Raw genomic sequence first — 24772 nt, 5'->3', positions numbered from 1 at the left:
TGATGAAAAAAGATGCTAAAATATACATAGCTGGTCATAGAGGAATGGTTGGAGGTGCCGTGTGGAGAATTCTAGAACAAGAGGGTTATACAAATCTTATAGGGAAAAGGAGTTCTGAGTTAGACCTAAGGTCTCAAAAAGAAGTTGAAGACTTTTTTGAGACAGAAAAACCAGAAGTAGTTATAGATGCTGCTGCAAGAGTTGGAGGGATATTAGCGAATAATGATTATCCATACCAGTTTATTATGGAGAATATGCAAATCCAAAATAATTTAATAGATGCAGCTAACAAGAATAATGTTAAAAAATTCATATTTTTAGGAAGTTCTTGTATCTATCCGAAATTTGCTCCACAACCATTAAAAGAGGAGCATTTATTAACGGATACTTTAGAGCCAACCAACGAATGGTACGCAATTGCAAAAATTACTGGGGTAAAAGCATGTCAGGCAATTAGAAATCAATTTGAGAAAGATTTTGTAAGCTTAATGCCTACAAACTTATACGGAACTCATGATAATTTTGATTTAAAGACATCTCATGTATTACCTGCAATGATACGTAAGTTTCATGAAGCAAAAGAGAATGGTCATACTCCAGTTACATTATGGGGAAGTGGAACACCTATGAGGGAGTTTTTATTTGTAGATGATATGGCTAAGTCGGTAATATTTGCTTTAGAAAATGTATTACCAGAGTATTTATACAACGTTGGTACAGGTGTAGATTTAACGATTAAAGAATTAGCAGAAACCATTCAAGAAGCTGTAGGGCATAAAGGAGAAATTATTTGGGATAGTTCCAAACCCGATGGTACTCCAAGAAAATTAATGGATGTAAGCAAAATGCATAATTTAGGATGGAAGCACCAAGTAGACTTAGCAGAAGGAATTGAAAAGACATATGCATGGTTCCTAGAAAACATAGAGAATTTTAAAGAGGTGAAATTATAAGGACTCAATCTTAAGTAAGATTTAATTAAGACACAAAGAAAATAAATAAAAGTAGTATGAAAGTAGCATTAATCACAGGAATTACAGGGCAAGATGGTTCTTATTTAGCTGAATTGTTATTGGAGAAAGGTTATGAAGTGCATGGTATAAAAAGAAGATCTTCTCTTTTTAATACTGATAGAATTGACCATTTATACCAAGATCCACATGATCCTAATCAAAGATTAAAATTACATTATGGTGATTTAACGGATTCTATGAACTTAACTCGTATTATTCAAGAATGTCAACCAGACGAAATTTATAACTTAGGAGCAATGTCTCATGTAAAGGTTTCTTTTGATTGCCCTGAATATGTAGGTAATGTAGATGGTTTAGGAACTTTAAGAATTTTAGAGGCTGTAAGACTATTAGGATTAACTGAAAAAACTAGAATTTATCAAGCATCAACATCAGAGTTGTTTGGAGGTTTGGCAGAGAATAAAAACGAAAGAGGTTTTTACGATGAGAATTCTGCATTGTATCCTCGTTCTCCTTATGGTGTTGCAAAAATTTATGGTTTCTGGATTACTAAAAACTACCGTGAAGCATACGATATGTTCGCATGTAATGGGTTGTTATTTAACCATGAATCACCAAGAAGAGGTGAAACTTTTGTAACAAGAAAAATTACTCGTGCGGTTTCTAAGATAGCATTAGGTTTACAAGAAAAAATATTCTTAGGTAACTTAGAGGCAAAACGCGACTGGGGACATGCTAAAGACTATGTTCGTATGATGTGGATGATCTTACAGGCTGATAAAGCTGAGGATTGGGTTATTGCAACAGGAGTTACTACAACTGTTCGTGATTTTGTACGTATGGCTTTTGGAGAAGTTGGTATTGAATTAGAATTTAAAGGAGAAGGAGTAGACGAAAAAGCATATGTAAAAGCTTGTAATAATAAAGAATATCAATTAGAGATTGGTAAAGAGGTATTGTCTGTAGATCCTTCGTATTTCCGTCCTACCGAGGTAGATTTATTGTTGGGAGATCCTACCAAAGCGAAAGAAAAATTAGGATGGGTTCCGGAATACGACTTAGCTGGGTTAGTTAAAGATATGATGGAAGGTGATGTTGCTTTAATGAAGAAAGATGTTGATTTATTAAAGGCTGGGCATGAGATTTTAAAGCAGGTTGAATAATTTAAAAGAATATTAGAATTTTAATAAGACCATGAATCAAGTTGTTTTTGTTCATGGTTTTTTATTTTATAATCTTTAATAAAGAAAATTATTTTTTTAAGTATTCAGATGAATCTAATTTTAGGAAATGTCCACAGCTAATAGAATTATAAAAAATACGGGATTTTTGTATATTAAAATGGGAATAACCATGTTTATTTCTTTGTATACAACTCGCTTAGTGTTGAATGCCTTAGGAGCCTCTGATTTTGGGGTATTTAATGTAGTCGGTGGAGCTATAGCTATGCTAGGTTTTTTACATGCAGCAATGTCTGCAGCTACCCAACGTTTTATGTCTTTTTATGAAGGGAAAGGAGAAAAACAAAAACAAAAAGAGATTTTTAATGTAAGTGTTGTTCTACACTTTTTAATTGCTATTGTATTAGGTTTGATCCTATTAGTTGCTGGATACTTTTTTTTAAATGGTATTTTAAATATTGAGGCAGAAAGAATTTATGCAGCCAAAGTTGTATATGGAGCTTTAATTATTAGTACGGTGTTTACTGTTATGACAGTTCCCTATGAAGCAGTCTTAAATGCGCATGAGAATATGCTGTATTATTCTATAGTTGGTGTATTGGAATCTTTGCTTAAATTGACAGTTGCACTGATAATAGTAAACTATGCAGGAGATAAGTTAGAACTATATGGAATATTAATGGCTTGTATTCCACTACTTGTATTAACCATTATGAGGATTTATTGCCATCAAAACTATGAAGAGTGCACAATTGCCCCAAAGAAATATTGGGATAAATCTTTAATGAGAGAAATGACATCCTTTGCGGGGTGGAGTTTTTTGGGTAGTGCCACTGGGATGATTTCACAATATGGAATGGGTATAGTATTAAATAGTTTTTTTGGTACTATTTTAAATGCGGCTTTAGGTATCGCGAATCAAATTTCGGGACAATTGATGACATTTTCTAATACCATGATGAAAGCTGTGAATCCTGTAATTGCTAAAAGCGAGGGTAAAGGAGATAGGAAACTAATGTTAAGTACTACTCTTAGCAGTTCTAAGTTTTCATTTTGGATGTTGGCTTTATTTGCAATCCCTTTTATAGTAGAATCACAGTTTGTGTTAAAATTTTGGATTAAAAATGTTCCTCAATGGGCTGTGATATTTTCGGTTTTACAATTAATTAGATCGCTTATAGAGCAGTTGACAATTATGCTACCAAGAGCAATTTCGGCTCAGGGTGATATAAGATGTTACACTATTTATAGAAGTGTTTTAAACTTTCTCCCGTTGGGATTAACTTATGTAGGTTTTAAATATAACATGCCTCCTTATTTTTTATATATCGTATGGATTGTAATTACAAGTATACTAGGAGGTTTGGTTTCTCTTTATTTTGTGAAATGGAAATGCGGTTTAAGTTATGGAAGTTACATAAAGGATGTGTTATTGCCTTGTAGTACTGTTACCATTTTGATGTTGATAACAGGTTTTTTAATTAAAAATTTTATGGAAGTATCATTTTTAAGACTTCTACTAGTTTGTGTGACCACAACAATTACTTTTATAATATTTGTTTATAATCTTTTTTTATCCAAAGAAGAGAAAAAAATTATAGTAAATATATACTTAGGAGTTAGAAATAAAATATTAAAATGAGTTCTTTAATAGATAAAATAAGAAGAGTAGCTTGGCATAAATTAGTTTCGTTTTCCAAAGAGAAGAGATTCTATCTTTATTTATACAAGTCATATTGGCGTAGCTTAATTTTTAAAGGAAATAGTATATCAAAGTCATCAGAACATTATTTTACAGCACAGCCTAATTTGGGGGCAGGAATAGGGCATCAAATAGCTAATTGGATAGCAGGATATTGGTTTGCTAAAAAATTTAATTTACCGTTTGCTCATTTACCGTTTTCGAGTAATAAGTGGGAAAGTTTTTTAGGTTTTGGAGAAGTTGAAATTAGTGTTGACCAATTAGTAAAATCGGGCTACAAAAAAGTTAAAATTCCCTTGTTTAAAGAAGGTGAAGTATCCGAAGTAGCAACAATAAAAAGAATAATTAAATCGTACAAAAGTAAAAAAGTAATTTTCGTTTGTGAACAGGATCAGTATTACCGAGACCAATATGGAGTAATAGAGGAATTAAAGACAAAGTTTTACAATGCTAAGTCTAGAAATTGTCAAGAATTAGTGTATGAAAAAAAATGTATAAACATTGCAATTCATGTAAGAAGAGGAGATATTTTAAATGATCCAAGTAATCCTAATTTACAGATGAGATATATAAGTAATGGATATTTTGAGAAAGTTTTAGATGAAGTATTAAAAAAATACACTGTAGGAAAAAAGTATGCAATCTTTTTCTTCTCTCAAGGTAAACCAGAAGACTATAAAGAATTTAATAAATATAAAGAACTTAATTGGTGTTTGGATTATGGAGCTCAAGAATCGTTTTTACATATGGCTTATGCAGATATATTGATTACTAGTAAAAGCTCTTTTTCTTATAAACCAGCTCTTTTAAATAAAGGAGTAAAAATTGTTCCAGAAATTTTTTGGCATGGTTATCCCAAGACTAATGATTGGGTCATGTGTAATAATAATGGAGAGTTTGTGAATTAAAAAATGATGTTATGAAGTTAAGATACATTGATGCTCTAAGAGGTATAGCGGTTTTACTTGTAATAATGGTTCACTCATTTCAAACATTTGAGTTAAATAAATCATTAGAACTCTTTTTTGATATGGGAGCTAAAGGTGTACAATTATTCTTTGTGGCAAGTGCATTTACTTTGTTTTTATCAATTAATCATAGAAAAAAAACAGAGCTAAATTACGTTAGAAATTTTTTTATCAGACGTTTTTTTAGAATTGCACCTATGTATTATTTGGGAGTCTTATATTTTACAATCACAGGTGTTGAGAAATTAGAGATAGAAGGAATTATAAGTGTTATTTCAAATGTTTTTTTTATGCATGGTTTACATCCAAATCAGATTTCATCAATTGTTCCTGGAGGGTGGTCAATTGCTGTTGAGATGATGTTTTATTTGTTAGTTCCTTTGCTTGCTAAAAAAATAAAAAACACTAATGCTGCAGTTGTGTTTACTTTATTTGTGTATGTTTTTTCAATGTTTTTTAGAATTGTTTTAGAAAAATATCCTATTGTTTCAGATGTAGCTTTAATGCATAGTTTTATTTATTCAAATTTAATAAATCAACTACCAGTTTTTGGTTTAGGAATTATTTCATATTTTCTTATTATTCGTAAAGATTATTGTATTAATAAGATATATAAGTTTTTTATCTTATTTCTTGTACTCTCACATCTTGTTTGGAATATTGTTCTTACTAGAACAATATTATTTAGTATATGCTGGTTGTTTTTAGTCTATCTTTTGTCTCAAAAAGAATTTTTTATTCTAGTAAATAGATTTACTATGTTTATGGGTAAAATAAGTTATAGTATGTATTTAGTTCATTTTGCTGTTTTGCATGAAATTAGAAGCTTTGTTCCTAAGCAGTATAGTGAAGATATCTTATTTGCTTTTTTGTTTTTTATCATTACCATACTGATTTCATCTATAATATCTAGATTTACTCATTATTTAATTGAGACCAATTTTCAAGAGATAGGTAAGAAAATTATATTAAGATTGGATATGAAAAAAGAATAGCTAGTTTGCCATCATATAAATATTATTGAAATAGAAAATTTAAATTTTAAAGAAGTTAAAGAAAAAAAATGGGTGACTAATGACAAATTTTTATAGAAATATATTGAGACTACTCAAAAAGGTTGTAACCTTTTTCTTTACAATTGAGAAAATTGATAACCCTTTTTATAATAAATCTCCAGATGTAGTTTCTGAAATAATTTATAAGGAACTAAAAGATGAGACTAAACCGTCTATAGTTGCTAGGTTCGGAGCTTTTGATCTTGCAACAATGGTTAATTTTTTAGGTGTTATAGAAGAAAATAGAAATATATTAAACTATATAAAAGAAAAACAAGAATAGTGGTGGTGGAATGAAAAAATTATTGGAACATATGCAGAATAATGCTGGTTTTTTTCAACATCTTTTTTGTCAATAGTTTTTTTCTTTTCAGGTTATCTAATATCTGTTTTTAATAAACCTGGTTTTATTAGATTAATGATTATATGTATTGTAATCGTAGGTATGTTTGTTATTTTTTATTCTCTTGTATTGAGTACAAAGGAAGAACGAAAATTTATCAAAGAGAAAATTAATTTTAAATGAAAACAAGAGAACACTTAAGATGGATTGATGTGGCAAAGGGCATAGGTATACTACTTGTTGTGATAGGTCATGTTTATGATAAAGGAGCTATCAAAGAGTTTATTTACTTATTTCATATGCCTTTGTTTTTTTATATTGCAGGGTATCTTTACAGGAAAAGGAAGGAAACAAAAAGATATTTTTATAGTAAGCTAGCATATTTAGGTGTACCTTATGTAGTGTATGCCATTATTCTATACTTTATTCTAATGCCAATAAATCCTTTTAATCATAGTTTCGAAGAAATAATAAACTATATAAATAAACCTTTATTAGGAGGGAAATATATGATAGGTGTTTTTTGGTTTATAACAGTTTTCTTTATGGTTCAACAACTCTATAATTTAGTTAATGTTTATACTAAAAGAAATATTACTGTATGTTTTATTGCTTTTGTTAGTTTAGTTTTGAGTTACGCTAATAGTTTATACTTTAAAGAATTTTGGTTGCTTTGGAATTCAAATGTAGTATTGGCTGTATTTCCTTTTGTTTTTTTGGGAGGTTTAAATAAAATTAAACCTTTTAATAAAACAAAAAGGTTTTGTTTGTATGTAACTTTAGTTGTTTTGTTACCTTTTTTAATAAGATTTGAAGGATATTCGTATGATTTTAAATATACAAAGTACGGTGTGCCAATATTGACGTTTTATGCAAGCTATTTAATGGTCTTATTGACCAAAGATATTGCTGTTTTATTTTCGAGATTTAATTTTTTGAGCCTTTTTTTTTCAAGTCTAGGTAAATCATCAATGGTTATAATGTATGTTCATTTAGCAATTAGAGATATTTTTGTTAAAATACTGGGAGATAACCATTTTTTAATAGTTATACTTACAACCATTATTTCTTTCATGTTGTATAGGTTATTTTCTCTTCACTACATCTCAAGAGCATTATTAGTGGGTAGCAATATTGATTTAATTAATCTAAGAGAAAGGTTACTGAATTTTAAACAAAAATAATTTATGATTAAGAGACTATATAGAAAGGTTAAAAATGATTTTGTTTCTTCTGTAGAAGAGAATACGAAACGTTTGATAAGTATTCAATCAGTTAAAGATTCAGCATTAATTAATCAGAGTTCTTTAATTAATACCGATGCGAATGATTTAACTGAGCGAAAATTAATTGTGTCTTTAACTACATTTGGGAAAAGAATAAGGAGTGTGTATATTACATTAGAAAGTATAGCTAGACAGACGCACAAGCCTGATAAAATAATACTATGGTTAGCTGAGGATGAGTTTACTATAGAAGATATTCCAAATAGTTTAAAAAAAATGCTAGCAAGAGGCCTAGAAATAAAGTTTTGTAAGGATATTAAATCATATAAAAAACTGATATATACAGTTCGAGATTTTCCAAACGATATTATTATAACTATCGATGATGATATTATATATGATGTAGAGATGATAGAAGGACTGTATGACGCCCATTTAAAATATCCAAATTGTATATGTTGCCATAGGTCTCATGTTATTAAACAAGATGAAAAAGGAAAGCATTTACCCTATGATCTATGGGGAAAGAGTGATGAGGTTAAAGAGCCGAGTCTTTTGCAATTTCCCACAGGTGTTGGAGGAGTTTTATATTTTCCTGGTTGTTTTGATGATGAGTTTTTTAATGAAGAAAAGTTTCAGAGAGTAGCCCCTTCAGGAGATGATTTTTGGTTTAAAGCAATGACATGGAAAAATAATATTAAAATCTATAATCCTAATGTTTATTCTAGCGCTTGTCCTGTTTGTATTGTTTTGGATTCGTCTAAAATAGGTCATTTAGCTGCAGAAAATGTGATCGGAAAAAAGAACGATAATTATATGCAAAATATAGTAAAAGAGTATAACTTAAAACTAAATTAAATGAAGGGTCAAGAGTTTCTTTTAAAAATACTTAGGAAGCTATTTTCTGTATATGCAGATTCATATGTAACTCAGAAACTAGATGATATTGATAAGGTGTCAATGCTGATTTATAATGAATTGATGAGTGATAAACCTACGATGATAGCTAGGTTAGGTGCATTTGAACTAGGTGTCATGGTTAACTATAAAGGGGTGAAAAATAAAAATAAAAGTGTTTTAAATTATGTTAAAGGTAAAGAACCAGATTGGTGGTGGAATCATGAATTAATCAATTTTTTACATGTCAATGCAGGCTTTTTTCCACCCTCAATAAAAAAAATAGAAGAGTTTTGTGAAATGATGTTCGAGGATTTAAAAGAAACTGATATTCTCGGTTCATGGCAGTCGAATGAAATGTTTATTGAAGATGAAGTTTCAGATAAATTAAAAGTTTCGAGAGGTAAAATAGACCCTTTTTGGGCAAAAAAACCTTGGACTCATGCATTGAAACAAAAAAAGGTTTTGGTTGTACATCCCTTTGAAGACACCATAAATAGTCAGTATAAAAAAAAAGATTTATTATTTGAAAATGCTTTATTGCCAGAGTTCGAGTTAAAAACTATAAAAGCAGTTCAGACCTTAGCAGGGGAAACGATTGATTATAAGGATTGGTTTGAAGCACTAGAATCTATGAAGACTGAAATTGATAAAACAGATTTTGATATTTGCCTCATAGGGGCTGGAGCCTACGGTTTTCCTTTAGCTGCGCATGTTAAAAGGATTGGGAAAAAGGCAGTCCACATGGGAGGGAGTTTACAATTACTATTTGGAATTAAAGGTAGCAGATGGGAGAATGAAAAAATAGTAGGGAAGGTGAATTATCAACAGTTATTTAATGAATATTGGTGTAAACCATTGAAAAAGGAAACACCTAGAGATAACAAAAAAGTAGAAGGGGGAGCGTATTGGTAACTGATTATGATAAATAAAGATAAATTAATAGCATTAACTTTACCAGCATTAATAGTATTAATAACAATTACTTCGGTAAACGATTGGAGTAAATTAAAAGTTAATACAGTTATTGTATGGTTTATTTACATTATAACGATTGTTGTTGTATTATGGTATAAATGGAAATTTTTTAAAAAAAATGATAGTTTTAGTATTTTAAGGCTTTACTTTTTATGGGTTTTTATTGGAATAATTAGAGGTGTCGGAGTAGTAAATGGGTACTGGGAGTGGAAACAATTTTTTAGTGGGGTTTTTGCTCTATGTTTACCTGTTTTTATATATGTATTCTCTGTGCCATGGTTATTATCAAACACCCTCAAAATATGGTTAAAATATGGTTTGATTCTTTTTTACTTTGTTTATTCATGGTTGGCACATAAAGGAGTGTATCAATTTTTTTTAGGGCCAGTTTTTATTATAGCTTGCTTTTTACCTATTGTACCAACTCGTAAATGGAAAGTTATATTATTTTTTACACTTTTATTGTTGGTGGTTTCTGGTATAGATGCTAGGAGCCAGGTTATAAAGCCACTAGTGGCTTTGCTAGTAAGTGCTGGCTATATATGGTCTAGATATATTTCTGAAAAAGTTTTAAAACTTGCTTTTTGGTTGTTGGTTTTTACCCCTATAATCTTACTTTATCTAGGTATTTCAGGACAGTTCAATATTTTTAGGGATATAGGCTCCGATAAAAGAAACTATATGGGGGGGGATAATACAGAAAGAAGGTTAGATATAAATGATGCTACTATAGACACTAGAACTTTTATATATGAAGAAGTAATTTTATCAGCAATAGAACACGATTATTGGTTAATTGGTAGAACACCCGCAAGGGGTAATGATTCTAAAATATTCGGAAAAGAACAAGCACGAGTCTTAGGTACAAGTAAATTTGAAAGACATAAAAATGAAGTATGTTTCCCGAATATATTTACCTGGTTAGGATTGGTTGGTGTGATTTTGTATTGTGCTATTTATCTTAAAAGTGCTTATTTAGCTGTTTACAGGTCCAATAGTCTTTTTTTAAAATTAGCAGGAGTGTTTGTTGCTTTTCATTTTACTTTTGGTTGGGTAGAGGATATAAATAATTTTGATATTTTAAGTATTTCTATTTGGATGATGATAGCTATGGGAATTTCTTCAGATTTTAGGAATATGACAGATGCTGAATTTAAGAAATGGTTTCAAACTATTTTTTAGTTAAAATTAAAACGTATGAAAATTGGAATAGCTGCTCCTATAGAAGTTTATTCATTAAAAGAGCATTTTAGCCACCTTAGCGAATTTGATTTGTCTTTAGGTTTAGGAGGAACTGCCGTAAACATCATTATAGATGGTTTACTAAAAGCGGGCCATCAGGTAACTGTTTTTACGTTAGACACCAAAGTAAGGGGTAAACACGTAATTGAAGGAGCACAACTTAAAATAATTTTCGGTGCTTTTAGAGCAAAAGCCCGTTTTAAGACGTTAGATTTTTGTTATAAAGAGTTTAAACAAATACAAAGCTTTATAAAGCAGGAAGGAGATAGCTTAGATGTAATCAATGCGCATTGGAGTTACGAGTTTGCAATAGGTGCTTTATTGGTTTATCCGAATAAAACAATTGTTACATTTAGAGACGATGCTCCAAGTATTTTAAAAATTTTAAAACACCCATATCGTGTAACAAGACTGTGTATGGATGCTTGGGTGAGAAAAAAAGCAAAATTTAAGACCTATAATTCTCCTTATTTATCCAAACTAATAGGCTTAAAAGGAGAGGTGATAGGAAATCCTATTTTTGATGATAAACTGACAGCTCCTAGAAAATTACATGGAACTGAAGAAGCTTTTAAAATATGTTTTATAGCCAATGGTACAGATTTTAGAAAGAATCCCCACACAGCTGTAAAAGCATTTCAACTTATAAAAAAGAAGCATACTCATACAGAATTATTCTTTATTGGGAAAGGCTACGAAGCAGGCGGAGAATTGGCAAAAGAATACCATCAAATAAAAGGGATTCATTTTCTAGGTTTTCAAAAGCATGAATATTTGTTAGAGCGATTAAAAGAGTTTGATTTAATGTTACATACAGCCTTGGAAGAGAGTTTTGGAAACAATTTAATAGAGGCTATGGCCAAAGGAATGCCTGTAGTAGCTGGCAAGACAGCAGGTGCTGTACCTTGGGTCTTAGATAAAGGGAGAGCCGGTGTGTTGGTAAATATTACGAATCCTACCTTAATAGCCAAAGCTATTGATGAGTTGATTGACAATGTAAGTGTTTATAATACTTACAGTAAAAGAGGATTTGAAAATGTAAAAGAGAGATTTTCACAATCTGCTGTTTGTGAAAAATATATTGAAGTATATAAAAAGATTTACTTATGAGAGTGTTACATATCTTTAATGAAATAAAGTTTTCTGGAGCAGAGATTATGTATGCGAATGCAGCTCAGTATTTTAGATCCCATGCTATTGAAATGTATGCTTTAGAAACTGGTGAGAAAGAAGGAGATTTTGTGCCTGTTTTTTTAGAGAATCAAATACAAGTTCATCAAAAGGCATTACCAAATTTATACAAAAGAATAGATTATATTAACGAACTTGTCGTTTTTATACGAGAGAATAATATTAATATTTTGCATATACACAGGTCAAATGCTAAATGGTTATTTGCCTTAATTGCAAAAAAAGCTGGTATAAAATGTGTGTATACCGTACATAATGTATTTAAACATAGAAAAATTACTTGGTTTAAAGGCTTTTTAGAAAGGTATACAGCACGGAAATGGTTTGGTTTACAGTTTCAAACTATTGGACAGAGTGTGTATAAAAATGAATTACATTATTACAAAACACCCAGTATTAAAGTTAATAATTGGTATGATAATAATCGATTTTATCCTGCTACTTCCGTATTGGAGAAAGAAAAGTTAAGAAAAGAGATGGGGATTTCTTTAGAATCCTATGTATTGATTTCTATAGGTGGTTGTAGTTTGGTAAAGAATCATCACGATATTATAAAAGCAATGTCTTTACTCAATAATAAGGATATTATATATGTACACTTAGGTACAGGGGCTACCGAAGCAGAGGAAAAAGAATTGGCAAAAGAACTAGGGATCTCCGATAGGGTACTTTTTTTAGGGAATAAAAACAACGTAAGAGACTTTTTAATTGTGAGCGATGTGTATTTAATGCCTTCTAGGTTTGAAGGTTTGGGAATGGCAACAGTAGAAGCAATGGCTTGCAATATACCTGTAATTTTATACAATGCACCGGGTTCTAGAGATTTAATAGATAATAATTTAAATGGTTTGTTAATTGAACAAGATTTTAAAGTCTTGGCAGAAAATATAAATTGGATGCGTTTGCACAGAGAAGAGGCTTTAAAAATGTCTGAGAAAGCGTTAAAGCTTGTGAATGAAGAATTTGATATTGAAAAGAATGTAAACGCTATCTGCAATATATACAGGGGTTTATGATAGAGGTGGCTGTACTATTAACTGTTTTTAATAGAAAAGAAAAAACATTAGCTTGTTTACAAAATCTTTTCACACAAGAACTTACAAAAGATACTCGTTTTACGGTCTATTTGGTAGATGATGGTTCCACCGATGGAACCTCAGAAACTGTTAAAGCTACTTTTTCGAGTGTAAAGATTATTAAAGGAACGGGAGATTTGTTTTGGAATAGGGGAATGTACTTGGCATGGCAAACTGCTTTGAATGATACTATGGGACATGATTTTTATTTGTGGTTGAATGATGATACTATTTTAAGTAAAAATGCATTGAAAATACTATTAAATTGTGCAAATGTTACAAACAACCAAGCAATTATTATAGGAACCACTTCGGCATTAGAAGATTCAACTAAGGTTACATATGGAGGTAGAGATTGTAAAGAAACATTGATAATGCCAAGCGAAGAGATGAAGCCTTGTGATTGTTTTAACGGAAATATTGTGTTAATTCCTAATTCGGTATATCAAAAAGTGGGAACAAATGATCCTTGTTTTCATCATGCCTTGGGAGATTTTGATTACGGTTTAAGAGCAAAAAAGAATGGATTAGCCATGTATGTTGCTCCAGGTATTCTAGGGAGATGTGATGTACACAACAGTTTGGCAGTTTGGTGTAATCCGGATGAAACTTTTACAAAAAGGTGGAAAACATTTAGAAGCCCATTGGGGAATAATCCCGAGGAGTTTTTTATTTTTCAAAAAAGGCATAAAGGTTTAACAAGAGCTGTTTTTAATTATTTAACCAATCACTTAAGAGTTTTTTTTCCTTCTATATGGAAATTAAGATGTAATAAATAAAATAACAATAAACTTCAGTATTATATAACTGTTTCACCTTATTTATAAGTAATGAAAAACAAAATATGTTGTATTTTTAATTATGCTCCGCATTACAGAAAATCTATTTACAAAAAAATGGATGAAGAATTGACTTGCGATTTCTTTTTTGGGGGTAATGTGCCAGGAACATTAAAAGCCATGGATACCAACGAACTAAAAGGTTTTTCGGGTAGCTATAAAAATGTATTGTTTAGGAATAAAATTATATGGCAAAAAAAAATTTTAAAACTGTTATTTGTTAAAAAATACAAAAACTACATATTAACTGTAGATACAGCCTGTTTAAGCTCTTGGATTTTTATATACTTAGCTAAACTACTGGGTAAAAAAGTGTTTTTTTGGACACACGGATGCTATGGGAATGAGTCTAATTTATATAAACTAAAAAATAGATTATATTTTTTATCAGCTAGTGGTTTATTGCTTTACAGTGAGTATGCCAAAGAAATTTTATTAAAGGAAGGTTACAACCAAGAAAAACTACATGTTATTGCAAATTCGTTAGATTATGAAAATCAATTAGAAATAAGACAACAGTTGGTTAAAAATAGTGTGTATTCAGATTTTTTTAACAATTCAGACCCTGTACTCTTATTTATTGGTAGATTAGAGAAAAAGAAGAAATTATCGATGATTTTAGATTTGCAAACTTCTTTTAAAAATAAGGGTATAGCTATAAATGTGGTTTTTATTGGTGAAGGAAATGATAAGCAGAATTTAGAAGAAAAGGCTTTGTCTTTAAAACTTTATAAAAAGGTTTGGTTTTATGGTTCTTGTTACGATGAAAAAGAGATAGGGAATTTAATTTTTAATGCAGATATATGTTTATCTCCGGGAAATGTAGGGCTAACAGCTATACATGCCTTGTCTTTTGGAACTCCAGTTATTACGCATGCTAATTTTTGTGAACAAATGCCAGAGTTTGAGGCAATAATGAGTGGTGAGAATGGAGCCTTTTTTGAACAAAATAATATGGAATCTTTGAAGGAAGTTGTTGAAGAATGGCTTGTTAGATATCCCGTTAAGAATAATATCCTTGTAGAGAAATGTTACAAAGTAATCGATAGTAAGTACAATCCAAATTATCAAATTAGTGTGTTAAAAAAAGTGATAGTGAATAATGGATAAGGTTAAAGTTTTTCATATTGTAACCCATTTCGATTTAGGTGGAGCAGAGAGAGTTGCCGTCAATATATCCAAATCAAAAAACAAGGAATTCCAATATTATCTATTGGAAGTTTCCAAGGGAGACTCAAACTTTACTAATGAATTTATTCAAGAGTTAGAAGAAAATGATATTAAATATTACAGATCATCAATTGAAAATAAGAAGCTTGCAATTATTTTATTTCCAATAGTTTTATTATTAAAGTATGTTAAAATAAAACCAGATATTATTCATAGTCATACAGAAGTACCTGATTTAGGTGTTTATCTTTTTTCCTTTCTGGCAAGATTTTTTAGATTAAAGTTACAAGTAATAAGAACAATTCATAATACTAAACTTTGGGGGCAATGGGAAAAAATAGGTAGATATGTTGAGTGTTATTTCATAAAGAAAACATCAAATATTGCAATATCCAAGTCCACAAGAGATGAATATTATAAAGTATTTAATACATCCCAAATACCATTAATATACAATGGAATAGAAAAAACTATTCAACAAGAATTTGATAGTCTAAGTAGGGGTAAGATTAATGTTTTATTTGCAGGAAGGCTTGAGTATCAAAAAGGAGTAGAAGAATTAATACAAGTTGTAGAGAGCTTAAAAAATAATGGAAAGTATCATTTTCATATTGTAGGTTCTGGTAATTTAGAAAAGGAATTGAAGGAGCGTTTACACACTTATACAAACGTATCTTTTTATGATAAAATATTTAATTTATCTAGATACTTAAAATCCTTTGATTATTTATTCATGCCTTCTAAGTTTGAAGGCTTAGGACTTTTGTCAGTTGAGGCAAGCATGAATGGAGTTCCAACGATTATTAATAATTGTATAGGACTTAATGAAACTTTACCTGTAAATTGGGAGTTAAAGGTAGATAATAATAGTGTGAAAGCATATAGTAGAATTTTTGCTTCTACATTAATAGAAATGAATAGAGAAAAATTAATAGAAGAAGCATATGATTTTGTGGTAGAAAAATTTTCTGTGGAAAAAATGCAAATAGAATACGAAAAGATTTACAATAAAAAGGTGAAAAAATGAAGGGAAAAGTGCTTTTTATGTTACATTTACCTCCACCTGTACATGGTTCCTCTATGGTGGGTAAGTGGATTAAAGACAGTAAACTAATTGATAGTTCTTTTAAATGTTCCTTTATAAATTTATTAGCATCAAAAGAGGTAAAACAAAGTGGAAAAGTATCTTTAGGTAAATTAGTTGGTATGTTACGTATTGTTGTTGAGTTAATTTCTCAATTAATTAGGAATAGACCGAGATTATGTTATATAGCTTTAACTACAACAGGAATAGGTTTTTATAGAGATGTTTTTTTAGTTTTCATATTAAAGCTCTTTAAAGTCAAGAGAGTTTATCATTTGCATAATAAAGGGGTATCCAAAGCTGCTTTACATAAGTTTAATGCTGTTCTTTATAAATTTGTTTTTAAGAATGCTAGAGTAATTCTTTTATCAGAGTATTTGTATTTTGATATTCAACAATTTGTTTCCAAGTCTGATGTTGATATTTGTTTTAATGGTGTTCCTTACATAGAAAATCATGAAAAACAAGCTCAAAATAACGTGCCAGTTATCCTTTTTTTATCTAACTTAATAGAGAGTAAAGGAGTATATATTTTGTTAAAGGCAATGGCTATACTTAAAAGTAAAGGAGTAGAATTTAAAGGGAACTTTGTTGGTGGAGAAGGGGATTGGAAAAGTGAAACTTTTAAGGAAATAGTTGGTGATTTAGGTCTAACCGATAACGTTGCTTATTTAGGCAAAAAATTTAACCAAGAAAAAGAGCACGTTTTTAAACAAGCCGATATATTTGCATTTCCCACTTTTTACGCTAAAGAGTGTTTTCCTTTGGTATTGTTAGAGGCTATGTCCTATGGTTTGCCCATTATTACCACAAATGAAGGAGGGATTGAAAGTATTGTAAATGATGATGTAGGTTTTATAGTTTCTAAAAATGATGTGAAAGAATTAGCGGAGAAATTAGAAAAATTAATTAATTTGCCATCTTTAAGAAGAGAAATGGGAATAAAGAGTAGAGAGAGGTTTGTTGAATATTTTACCTTAGATAAGTTTGAACAAAACTTATTGAAGTTATTAGATAAAAGTATCTAAAACTATGAGCTTAAAACATTTTAAAATTTTTGATAGAGAGTTATTGTCTTTACCAAACAAGAAAATGTTAATTAATACGATCAATGCATATTCTTACAATGTTTCTGTAAAAGATAAAGTCTTTAAAGAAGCACTGTTGAATTGTGATATACTACTTCCAGATGGTGTAAGTATTGTTTGGGCAGTTAAAACATTAACGGGGAAAAAAATTAGAAAGATTGCTGGTGCTGATTTGTTTTTTTACGAAATGAATAGGTTACAGGTAAAAAAAGGAACTTGTTTTTTTTTAGGAAGTACCTAAGAAACATTAGAAAAAATTAAAATAAGAGCTAGTTCAGAATTCCCTAATGTAGTGATAGAATTCTATTCTCCACCGTATAAGGAGGATTTTACTCAAGAAGATTGTGATAAAATGCTCAAAAAAATTGATGACTTTCAGCCTGATGTTTTATTTGTTGGAATGACTGCACCTAAACAGGAGAAGTGGGCATACATTAATTTTGAAAAGATAAATGCAGGTCACATATGTGCTATTGGTGCTGTATTTGACTTTTATGCAGGAAATGTTAAGAGAGCTCCAAATTGGGCGATTAATCTAGGTTTAGAATGGTTGTATAGATTCGTTAAAGAACCTAGAAGATTGTGGAAAAGATACCTTTTAGGAAATGGAAAATATATTCTTTCTATACTAAAAGAAAAATATCATTTGTGAAATGATTGATAATCAAAGAGTCTTAAAGTAAAATAAGCAACGTAATGTTTTAATCATATTAGATTTTAATTTAGATGAAAAAAAAAAATTATGTTTGCTGCTAAAAAAATAATTATGTTCCAAAATAAAAACAAAGCTATTTCAATCTCAGTACTTTCAATTGATATTTTTTTGTTATTAGTAGCATTTTTTACAGCCAAAGAGACCATTTTTGATTGGGAAATACCCAATAAGATTTTATACAATGGATTGATATTTGGTTGGGTTTTAATATGGTGTGCTATCGGCTTGAAAAGGGATTTATATGATGTGCCCAGAATAGTTCAAATGCATAAGGTTTTGTCTAAAAATCTTGTAGCAATTGGACTTTTTACATTTATAAGTACAGGGTTGGTCTTTTTTGGTACAGACTATAAATTTTCAAGATTTTTTGTGTTTGTAACTTTGGTTATTTTCACAATTTTAGTCTTAATATTCAGAATTATCTTAGTCTTTTGGCTTAAAAGCACTAGAAAGAAAGGGAATAGGCAAAGTAAAATAGTTTTGATTGGAATGAATGAAAACATTGCCAAATTAATAAACGAGGTATATGTAAATCCTAATTATGGTTTTCAGATTTTGGGATTGTACACAGATGCCGTTATAAAATCAGATTTATTTCAAAAATATTACAAAGGAAAATTAAATGAGATTATTACTTTTTTAGATAATAACAAAGCTGATGAGATTATCATTTCATTACCTTATACACAAAGTAAGTTAATTAACGATTTGTTTGAATATGCGGATAATAACATGATACGTGTTCGTATTATTCCAGAGTTTTCAGAATATTTAGCTCAGGCATTTACAATCAATTATGTGAAGAGTGTTCCTGTAATGAAATTAAGGAATGAGCCTTTACAAAGTTTGTCAAACCGAGCAATAAAAAGAATTTTTGATATTGTATTTTCTTTGGGAATTGTATTATTAATATTTTCATGGTTATTTCCTATTATTGCAATCATTATAAAATTAACAAGTAAAGGGCCTGTTTTCTTTGCTCAAGAAAGAACAGGGCAAGATGGTAAGTCTTTTAAATGTTTAAAATTTAGAAGTATGACTGTCAATACTGATAGCGATTCTAAACAAGCAACAAAGGGTGATAAGAGAATTACAAAGTTTGGAGCAATCATGCGTAAGACAAGTGTTGATGAGTTGCCACAGATTTTAAATGTGTTAATGAATCATATGTCTTTGGTTGGGCCAAGACCACATATGTTAAAGCATACTGAAGAGTATAGAGTATTGGTAGATAAATTTATGGTTCGTCATTTTGCGAAACCAGGTGTGACTGGATGGGCACAGATTAATGGTTATAGAGGTGAAACAAAGTTTGTGAGAGATATGGCGAATAGGGCAGAAGCAGATATTTGGTATATAGAGAATTGGAGTTTTATTTTAGATTTAAAAATTATCTTTATCACTGCTTGGTCCATGTTTTTTAAACAAGATGAAAATGCATTTTAGTTCATATTTGAGATACTAGTACTTTTAATTAAATATAAAGATGAATAAAAAGAGAGAAATAAGATTTGAAAGATTTGTTGTAGGTGTAGTTCTATTAATCTTATGTTCATGTGCTTCTAGAAAAGATGTAATTTATCTCCAAGACTTGAATGATATTAATCAGACGATTAATAATTCAGTGTATAATATGATTAAGTACAAAGTAGACGATAGAATTACAATCTCAATATCTTCCATAAATGCTAAAGCAGCAGCTCCATATAATTTACCTCTAGCGGCCTTCAATACAGGTGGCCAAGGTATAGGTCAACAACAATTACAGTCTTATTTGGTAGACAAAAATGGAGAAATAAATTTCCCAAGATTAGGTAGGATAAATGTTTTGGGAAAAACTAGAATAGAATTACAAGAATTTTTAGAAAACCTATTAAAACCTTTTTTGCCTGATGCTGAAGCGAATGTACAGTTGGTGAATTTTAGAATTTCCGTTCTAGGTGAGGTTAAAAAGCCTGGAGAATACATAGTAAACAGGGAAAAAATAAACGTTTTACAAGCTATAGGTTTGGCTGGAGATTTGACAATACATGGAAAAAGGAATGATATAAAATTAGTGAGAGAAATAGATGGTAAATTAAAATATTTTAAAGTTGATTTAAGATCGAAGGATCTTTTTTCATCGGAATATTTTTTCTTACAACAAAATGATTTATTGTATGTTTCGCCTAATAAACCACAAGTGAATGCATCAGCCAGTTCACCTACAGCATCATATCTTATTTCTGCTACTGGTTTATTAGTAACTATAATTTCAATTTTAACGAGATAGTAATGGAGAATCAGGTAAATAATAAGTTTAGTATTGTTAACACTAAAGAAACTATAAATATTAAGGCTGAATTAGAACGTTACTTGATCAATTGGAAGTGGTTTTTACTTTCTGTTTTTTTATGTGGTTTCTCTGCTTTATTGTATGTGAAATCAAAACAAAATATTTATGAGTCAAAGTCTATAATACTAATCAAAGAGGATGGAGGAGCTTCAACAGACTTAAAGGTTTTTCAAGATTTGTCCTCTTTGGGTGTAGGTTCTAGAAGTAATGTCTTAGATGAGATAGAAATGTTGAAATCTAGATTTTTAGCTAAAGAGTATTCTAAAAAATTAAACTTAAACACAAGTGTATATGTAAGAAAGGGGTTAAGAAAAATTGAATTATACGGTAAAACCAATCCATTTAAGTTAAAAGTGTTAACAGATATGGAGAAATTTTATCTACTAGATACTCTGGTTTTTATAAGGCCTTTAGATAATTATGAATTTGAATATCGAATAGGTGAGGATGGTGAGTCTGTAAAAGGCAAGTTTGGAGAAAGGTTAAGTATTAAGAATAACGAAATTTTAATTGTACCGAAAAATGTAAACTCAAAATTTCCAAATGAAGAGTATAAAATAAAAATTAGGAGTATAGAGTCTGTAACTAATAGTTATAGAAAAATGGTAGGAGTAAATTATATCGATTTTGATTCAAACATTGTAGAAGTTTCTTTGAAGTACCCTGTTAAGGAAAAGGCAAAGTTAATCATAAATACGTTAGTTGATTTATACAATCAAATGACAATTGATGATCAGAATTTAGTATGTAAGAAAACAGGTGACTTTATAGAAAATAGATTAAGAGTTGTAAAAGCAGAATTGGATGAAGTTGATAAACTAGAAGAGGTGTACAAAAAAGATAAAAGTATAACAAATTTATCTTCTCAATCTCAGGTGTTTATTGAAGGGAAGTCTCTTAATGAACAAGAGATTTTTGAAAAAGAAACTCAATTGAGATTGGTTAATTTTATGATTCAAAGTATTTCACTAAAGTCAGGAGATAATTATAAGTTGTTACCTGCCAACATTAATATTGAAGAGAGTGTAATGTTAGCAACTAATATTGCAAAATACAACGAATTGTTATTGGAGAGAAATAGAACTTTAAGAACTTCTTCAAATCAAAATCCAATTGTTCAGAATTTAAATATAGAATTAGAAACGTTTATTAATAATATTAATCAATCGTTAGTAAATTCTAAAAAGCAATTGCAGATTGGTTTAGAATCTTTAAAATCTGTAGAGGATGAGTTTAATTCCAAAATACAGTCTTTACCAAAACAAGTAAGAGAGTATAGAGGCATACTTAGGAGGCAAGAAATAATAGCTGAATTGTATTCATACTTATTGCAAAAAAAGGAAGAGAATGAAATTACGATGGCAGTAACTGTTGCAAAGTCTAAAGTAATAGATAGAGCGTATACAGACAATACTGTTATTGCTCCAAAGAAGAAGACTACCTTAGTTATAGGTTTACTACTGGGGGTTTTAATACCTTCTATTTTTATTTATTTAAAAACTCTATTAGATACAAAATTAAATTCCAAAAAGGATTTAGAAAATGTCTTATCAGTTCCTTTTTTGGGTGATATACCCCTAGATAAATCTGGAGATAAAATTGTTATTAGTAAGGGAAGTAGAACAAGTGCAGCGGAAGCGTTTAGGTTGTTAAGAACCAACCTTGATTTTATGTTAACTTCAGTGCAAACCCCTTGCAAGACTATCTTTGTTACTTCTACAATTTCCGGTGAAGGTAAAACTTTTGTTGCTGTAAATTTAGGAGCATCAATTGCCTTAACAGGTAAGAAAGTCTTAATTATTGGTATGGATTTAAGAGCTCCCAAAATCACTCAATATTTAGATTTACCGAATAGAAATGGAGTTACGAATTATTTGGTGGATAAAAATATTGAATTGAAAGATTTGATATTTAAGATGGATGCTTTTGATAACTTACATTTATTGAGTTCTGGTGTGGTTCCTCCTAACCCTGCTGAGTTATTGTTAAATAATAGAGTAAGTGAGTTGTTTGAGGAGTTAAAAGGGGAGTATGATTATATTGTGGTGGATACTGCACCTGTTAATTTAGTAACAGATACGCTGATGATAAGCCATCATGCTGACATGGTATTATATACAACGAGAGCTAATTACTTAGACAAACGTTTCTTAGAAGTTCCAGAGAGGTTGTACCAAGAAAAACGTTTGCCAAATATGGCAATTCTTTTAAATGGATTAGACTACACTAGAGGTTATGGTTATGGCTACGGAGGTTATGGTTATCCTAAAGAGCACGAACATAAAAACTTTTTTCAAAAAATATTTAGAAAATAAATAGACTAAACTCCTCATTATCAATGAGGAGTTTTTTTGTGGTTTAAAACTTTATATTTTTTCTAAAAAAATGTTTGTCATATTGTAAAAAGCAACTATATTTGCACCCGCAATGCCGATATAGCTCAGCTGGCTAGAGCAGCTGATTTGTAATCAGCAGGTCGTAGGTTCGAGTCCTATTATCGGCTCTTGTAAAGCTCCTTGAATTTTCAAGGAGCTTTTTTTATAGATAATATTTGTTTGAACAAATTAAATTTATACATTTGCTGTGTAAACAACGATTATGAAATTATTTAACACAAAAGGGTTCTACTACTTTTTCTTTTTTATAGAGGAAAAGAGACTTTTTACGTGTTAATTTTAAAACATATAGCATCAAAAAAAGTCTCGATATATCGAGACTTTTTTTTTGCAATAAAATAAAGAATGAAAATAGCAATACAGGGAATAAAAGGTTCATTTCATCATATAGTAGCAGAGAACTATTTTGGTAAAGAAATAGAGTTGTTAGAGTGTATGACATTTGCCGAAATGCCAGATAGAGTTTTAAGTGATGAGGTGGATTATGCAATTATGGCTATTGAAAATTCTATTGCGGGTGCTTTATTGCCAAACTATGCGTTAATAGACGAATCGAACTTAGTGGTAGTAGGGGAGTTTTATTTAGAGATAAATCACAATTTAATGGCTTCTAAAGGTCAAAAAATAGAAGATATTAAAAAAGTGTATTCGCATCCTATGGCCTTGTTGCAGTGTAGAAGTTTTTTTAAAGATTATCCGCATATAAAATTAATAGAAGATGTGGATACTGCGGATGTTGCTAAAAGAATTCAGGATAACGGGTTAACCAAGGTTGGTGCCATTGCTAGCAAAAGAGCAGCAGAAATATACGAGTTAGATATTGTAGCGGAGCAAATTCAAACAATAAAGAAAAACTTTACAAGGTTTGTTATTGTTCAGAAGAAAGAAAAAGTAGACGATACTAGTGCAACAAAAGCTTCGTTAAAGTTTGTTTTAAAGCATGAAAGCGGTTCTTTAGGAGAGGTTTTAATGTTGTTGGCGGGGCACAAGGTAAACTTGTCTAAAATTCAATCTTTACCAATAATAGATAGACCGTGGGAATATGCATTTTTTGCAGACTTGGTTTTTGAGGATTACCAAGAGTATAAAAATGCAATAGCAGACATTAGTAAGAAGGTGTCTAGTTTAAAAATATTAGGAGAATATAAAGATAATAAGTAATGATAGTTGCTACAGCAGATCGATTAAGCGAGGTAAAGGAATACTATTTCTCTAAAAAATTAAGAGAAGTAGCTAGCTTAAAAGCGCAAGGGAACCCAATTATTAGTTTGGGTATTGGTAGCCCAGATTTGAATCCTGCGGAAGAGGTGAAAACATCTCTGATTGAAGCTATGGAAGAACCCATGGCTCACGCATACAAAGGGTATCAAGGAATTCCTGAGTTAAGACACGCAATGGCGAATTTTTATAAATCTAATTACAATGTAGATTTAGATCCCAATGCAGAGGTTTTACCGCTAATGGGATCCAAGGAAGGAATTATGCATGTATCCATGGCTTTTTTAAATCCTGGAGATGAAGTTTTAATTCCAAACCCTGGTTATCCAACCTACGCATCGGTAACTAAGTTGGTAGGAGCAAAGCCCATGTTTTACGATTTAGTTGCATCCAATGGTTGGCAACCAGATTTTGAAGCTTTAGAAGCTCAAGATTTGTCTAAAGTTAAAATGATGTGGGTAAATTATCCGCATATGCCAACAGGAGCTTTGGCAAAAGAAGGAATGTATAGAGAGTTGATTGCTTTTGCAAAAAGAAATGAAATTTTGTTGGTAAATGACAACCCGTACAGTTTTATTTTAAACGATGCCCCTGCTAGTATTTTAAATTACGAAGGAGCTAAAGAAGTAGCTTTAGAATTAAATTCTCTAAGTAAAAGTGCAAACCTTGCAGGTTGGAGAGTTGGAATGTTTGTGGGAGCAAAAGAGTACTTAACCGAAATATTAAAGGTGAAAAGCAATATGGACTCTGGAATGTTTTACGGAATTCAGAAAGGAGCCATAGAGGCACTAAAGGCAGGTAAGGATTGGTATGATAGTATTAATAGTCATTACCAAAAAAGAAGAGAGATCGTTTATAAGATATTAGATAGCTTAAATTGTGTGTACGATACGTCTCATGTAGGAATGTTTGTGTGGGCAAAATTACCATCAGGGATTACATCAGAAGAAATGACGGATCAATTATTATACAATAAGCATGTGTTTATTACTCCAGGAACTGTTTTTGGAAGCAATGGGCAAGGGTATATAAGATTGTCATTATGTGTGTCCGAAAATGAATTGAATGAGGTGTTAAACAGAGTACAACAATAA

Annotated in this window: 21 protein-coding genes, 1 tRNA gene and 1 pseudogene; all 23 read left to right on the top strand. The window is 30.4% G+C overall.

The genetic code is table 11. The annotated features are described in order from the left end of the window. Positions 1-2: 2 nt before the first annotated feature. The 23 genes and pseudogenes from ACXHHC_RS08560 (at position 3) to ACXHHC_RS08450 (ending at position 24772) form a co-directional block, all read left to right on the top strand. The gene (locus ACXHHC_RS08560) at positions 3-953 is read left to right on the top strand and encodes a GDP-L-fucose synthase family protein (RefSeq protein ID WP_458229240.1); all 951 of its coding nucleotides are present in this window, start codon (positions 3-5) and stop codon (positions 951-953) included. Positions 954-1009: 56 nt separating this feature from the next. Beyond that, on the top strand, positions 1010-2137 hold the full coding sequence (gmd, locus tag ACXHHC_RS08555) for a GDP-mannose 4,6-dehydratase (protein ID WP_458229213.1): 1128 nt from the start codon (positions 1010-1012) through the stop codon (positions 2135-2137). Between the two features lie 127 nt (positions 2138-2264). Further along, positions 2265-3797 (top strand): MATE family efflux transporter, encoded by a 1533-nt coding sequence (locus ACXHHC_RS08550; RefSeq protein ID WP_458229212.1) that lies wholly within the window; start codon positions 2265-2267, stop codon positions 3795-3797. Then, positions 3794-4765, top strand: a complete 972-nt coding sequence (locus ACXHHC_RS08545; RefSeq protein WP_458229211.1) for a hypothetical protein — start codon at positions 3794-3796, stop codon at positions 4763-4765. Before ACXHHC_RS08550 ends, ACXHHC_RS08545 begins: the two co-directional genes overlap by 4 nt. An 11-nt stretch (positions 4766-4776) precedes the next feature. Further along, complete coding sequence (locus ACXHHC_RS08540) at positions 4777-5820, top strand: acyltransferase family protein (protein WP_458229210.1); 1044 nt, start codon at positions 4777-4779, stop codon at positions 5818-5820. A 79-nt stretch (positions 5821-5899) separates the two neighbouring features. Next, positions 5900-6163, top strand: a complete 264-nt coding sequence (locus tag ACXHHC_RS08535) for a hypothetical protein (RefSeq protein WP_458229209.1) — start codon at positions 5900-5902, stop codon at positions 6161-6163. Positions 6164-6402: 239 nt separating this feature from the next. Then, positions 6403-7407, top strand: coding sequence for an acyltransferase family protein (locus ACXHHC_RS08530; protein ID WP_458229208.1), 1005 nt, complete (start codon positions 6403-6405; stop codon positions 7405-7407). A gap of 3 nt (positions 7408-7410) precedes the next feature. Continuing rightward, the gene (locus ACXHHC_RS08525; protein WP_458229207.1) at positions 7411-8307 is read left to right on the top strand and encodes a hypothetical protein; all 897 of its coding nucleotides are present in this window, start codon (positions 7411-7413) and stop codon (positions 8305-8307) included. Beyond that, positions 8308-9261: a hypothetical protein gene (locus tag ACXHHC_RS08520; protein ID WP_458229206.1), complete on the top strand. Its 954-nt coding sequence runs from the start codon at positions 8308-8310 to the stop codon at positions 9259-9261. It abuts the gene before it with no gap. 6 nt (positions 9262-9267) lie between these two features. Beyond that, a complete protein-coding gene (locus tag ACXHHC_RS08515) occupies positions 9268-10506 on the top strand; it encodes a hypothetical protein (RefSeq protein ID WP_458229205.1) in 1239 nt (412 codons plus the stop codon). Positions 10507-10521: 15 nt separating this feature from the next. After that, on the top strand, positions 10522-11676 hold the full coding sequence (locus ACXHHC_RS08510) for a glycosyltransferase family 4 protein (protein WP_458229204.1): 1155 nt from the start codon (positions 10522-10524) through the stop codon (positions 11674-11676). Further along, positions 11673-12773 (top strand): glycosyltransferase family 4 protein, encoded by a 1101-nt coding sequence (locus ACXHHC_RS08505; RefSeq protein ID WP_458229203.1) that lies wholly within the window; start codon positions 11673-11675, stop codon positions 12771-12773. Before ACXHHC_RS08510 ends, ACXHHC_RS08505 begins: the two co-directional genes overlap by 4 nt. Next, positions 12770-13612, top strand: a complete 843-nt coding sequence (locus ACXHHC_RS08500; protein ID WP_458229202.1) for a glycosyltransferase family 2 protein — start codon at positions 12770-12772, stop codon at positions 13610-13612. Before ACXHHC_RS08505 ends, ACXHHC_RS08500 begins: the two co-directional genes overlap by 4 nt. A 51-nt stretch (positions 13613-13663) precedes the next feature. Beyond that, a complete protein-coding gene (locus tag ACXHHC_RS08495; protein WP_458229201.1) occupies positions 13664-14782 on the top strand; it encodes a glycosyltransferase in 1119 nt (372 codons plus the stop codon). Beyond that, on the top strand, positions 14775-15869 hold the full coding sequence (locus ACXHHC_RS08490; protein ID WP_458229200.1) for a glycosyltransferase family 4 protein: 1095 nt from the start codon (positions 14775-14777) through the stop codon (positions 15867-15869). Before ACXHHC_RS08495 ends, ACXHHC_RS08490 begins: the two co-directional genes overlap by 8 nt. Next, a complete protein-coding gene (locus tag ACXHHC_RS08485) occupies positions 15866-16954 on the top strand; it encodes a glycosyltransferase (RefSeq protein ID WP_458229199.1) in 1089 nt (362 codons plus the stop codon). Before ACXHHC_RS08490 ends, ACXHHC_RS08485 begins: the two co-directional genes overlap by 4 nt. A gap of 4 nt (positions 16955-16958) precedes the next feature. After that, a pseudogene (locus tag ACXHHC_RS08480) lies at positions 16959-17666 on the top strand (WecB/TagA/CpsF family glycosyltransferase). 114 nt (positions 17667-17780) lie between these two features. After that, complete coding sequence (locus ACXHHC_RS08475; RefSeq protein ID WP_458229198.1) at positions 17781-19175, top strand: undecaprenyl-phosphate glucose phosphotransferase; 1395 nt, start codon at positions 17781-17783, stop codon at positions 19173-19175. 40 nt (positions 19176-19215) lie between these two features. After that, positions 19216-20001: a polysaccharide biosynthesis/export family protein gene (locus ACXHHC_RS08470; RefSeq protein ID WP_458229197.1), complete on the top strand. Its 786-nt coding sequence runs from the start codon at positions 19216-19218 to the stop codon at positions 19999-20001. Between the two features lie 2 nt (positions 20002-20003). Continuing rightward, positions 20004-22379 (top strand): polysaccharide biosynthesis tyrosine autokinase, encoded by a 2376-nt coding sequence (locus tag ACXHHC_RS08465; RefSeq protein WP_458229196.1) that lies wholly within the window; start codon positions 20004-20006, stop codon positions 22377-22379. 114 nt (positions 22380-22493) lie between these two features. Next, positions 22494-22567, top strand: a tRNA-Thr gene (locus tag ACXHHC_RS08460). A 238-nt stretch (positions 22568-22805) separates the two neighbouring features. Continuing rightward, positions 22806-23621, top strand: coding sequence for a prephenate dehydratase (locus tag ACXHHC_RS08455; protein WP_458229195.1), 816 nt, complete (start codon positions 22806-22808; stop codon positions 23619-23621). A 2-nt stretch (positions 23622-23623) separates the two neighbouring features. Then, entirely contained in the window at positions 23624-24772 is a 1149-nt protein-coding gene (locus tag ACXHHC_RS08450) for a pyridoxal phosphate-dependent aminotransferase (protein WP_458229239.1), read from the top strand.

It is taken from the genome of Wenyingzhuangia sp. IMCC45574, assembly GCF_054182685.1.
Note: the sequence above shows the minus strand (reverse complement) of the source record. Positions and strands in the feature narration are given on the sequence as shown.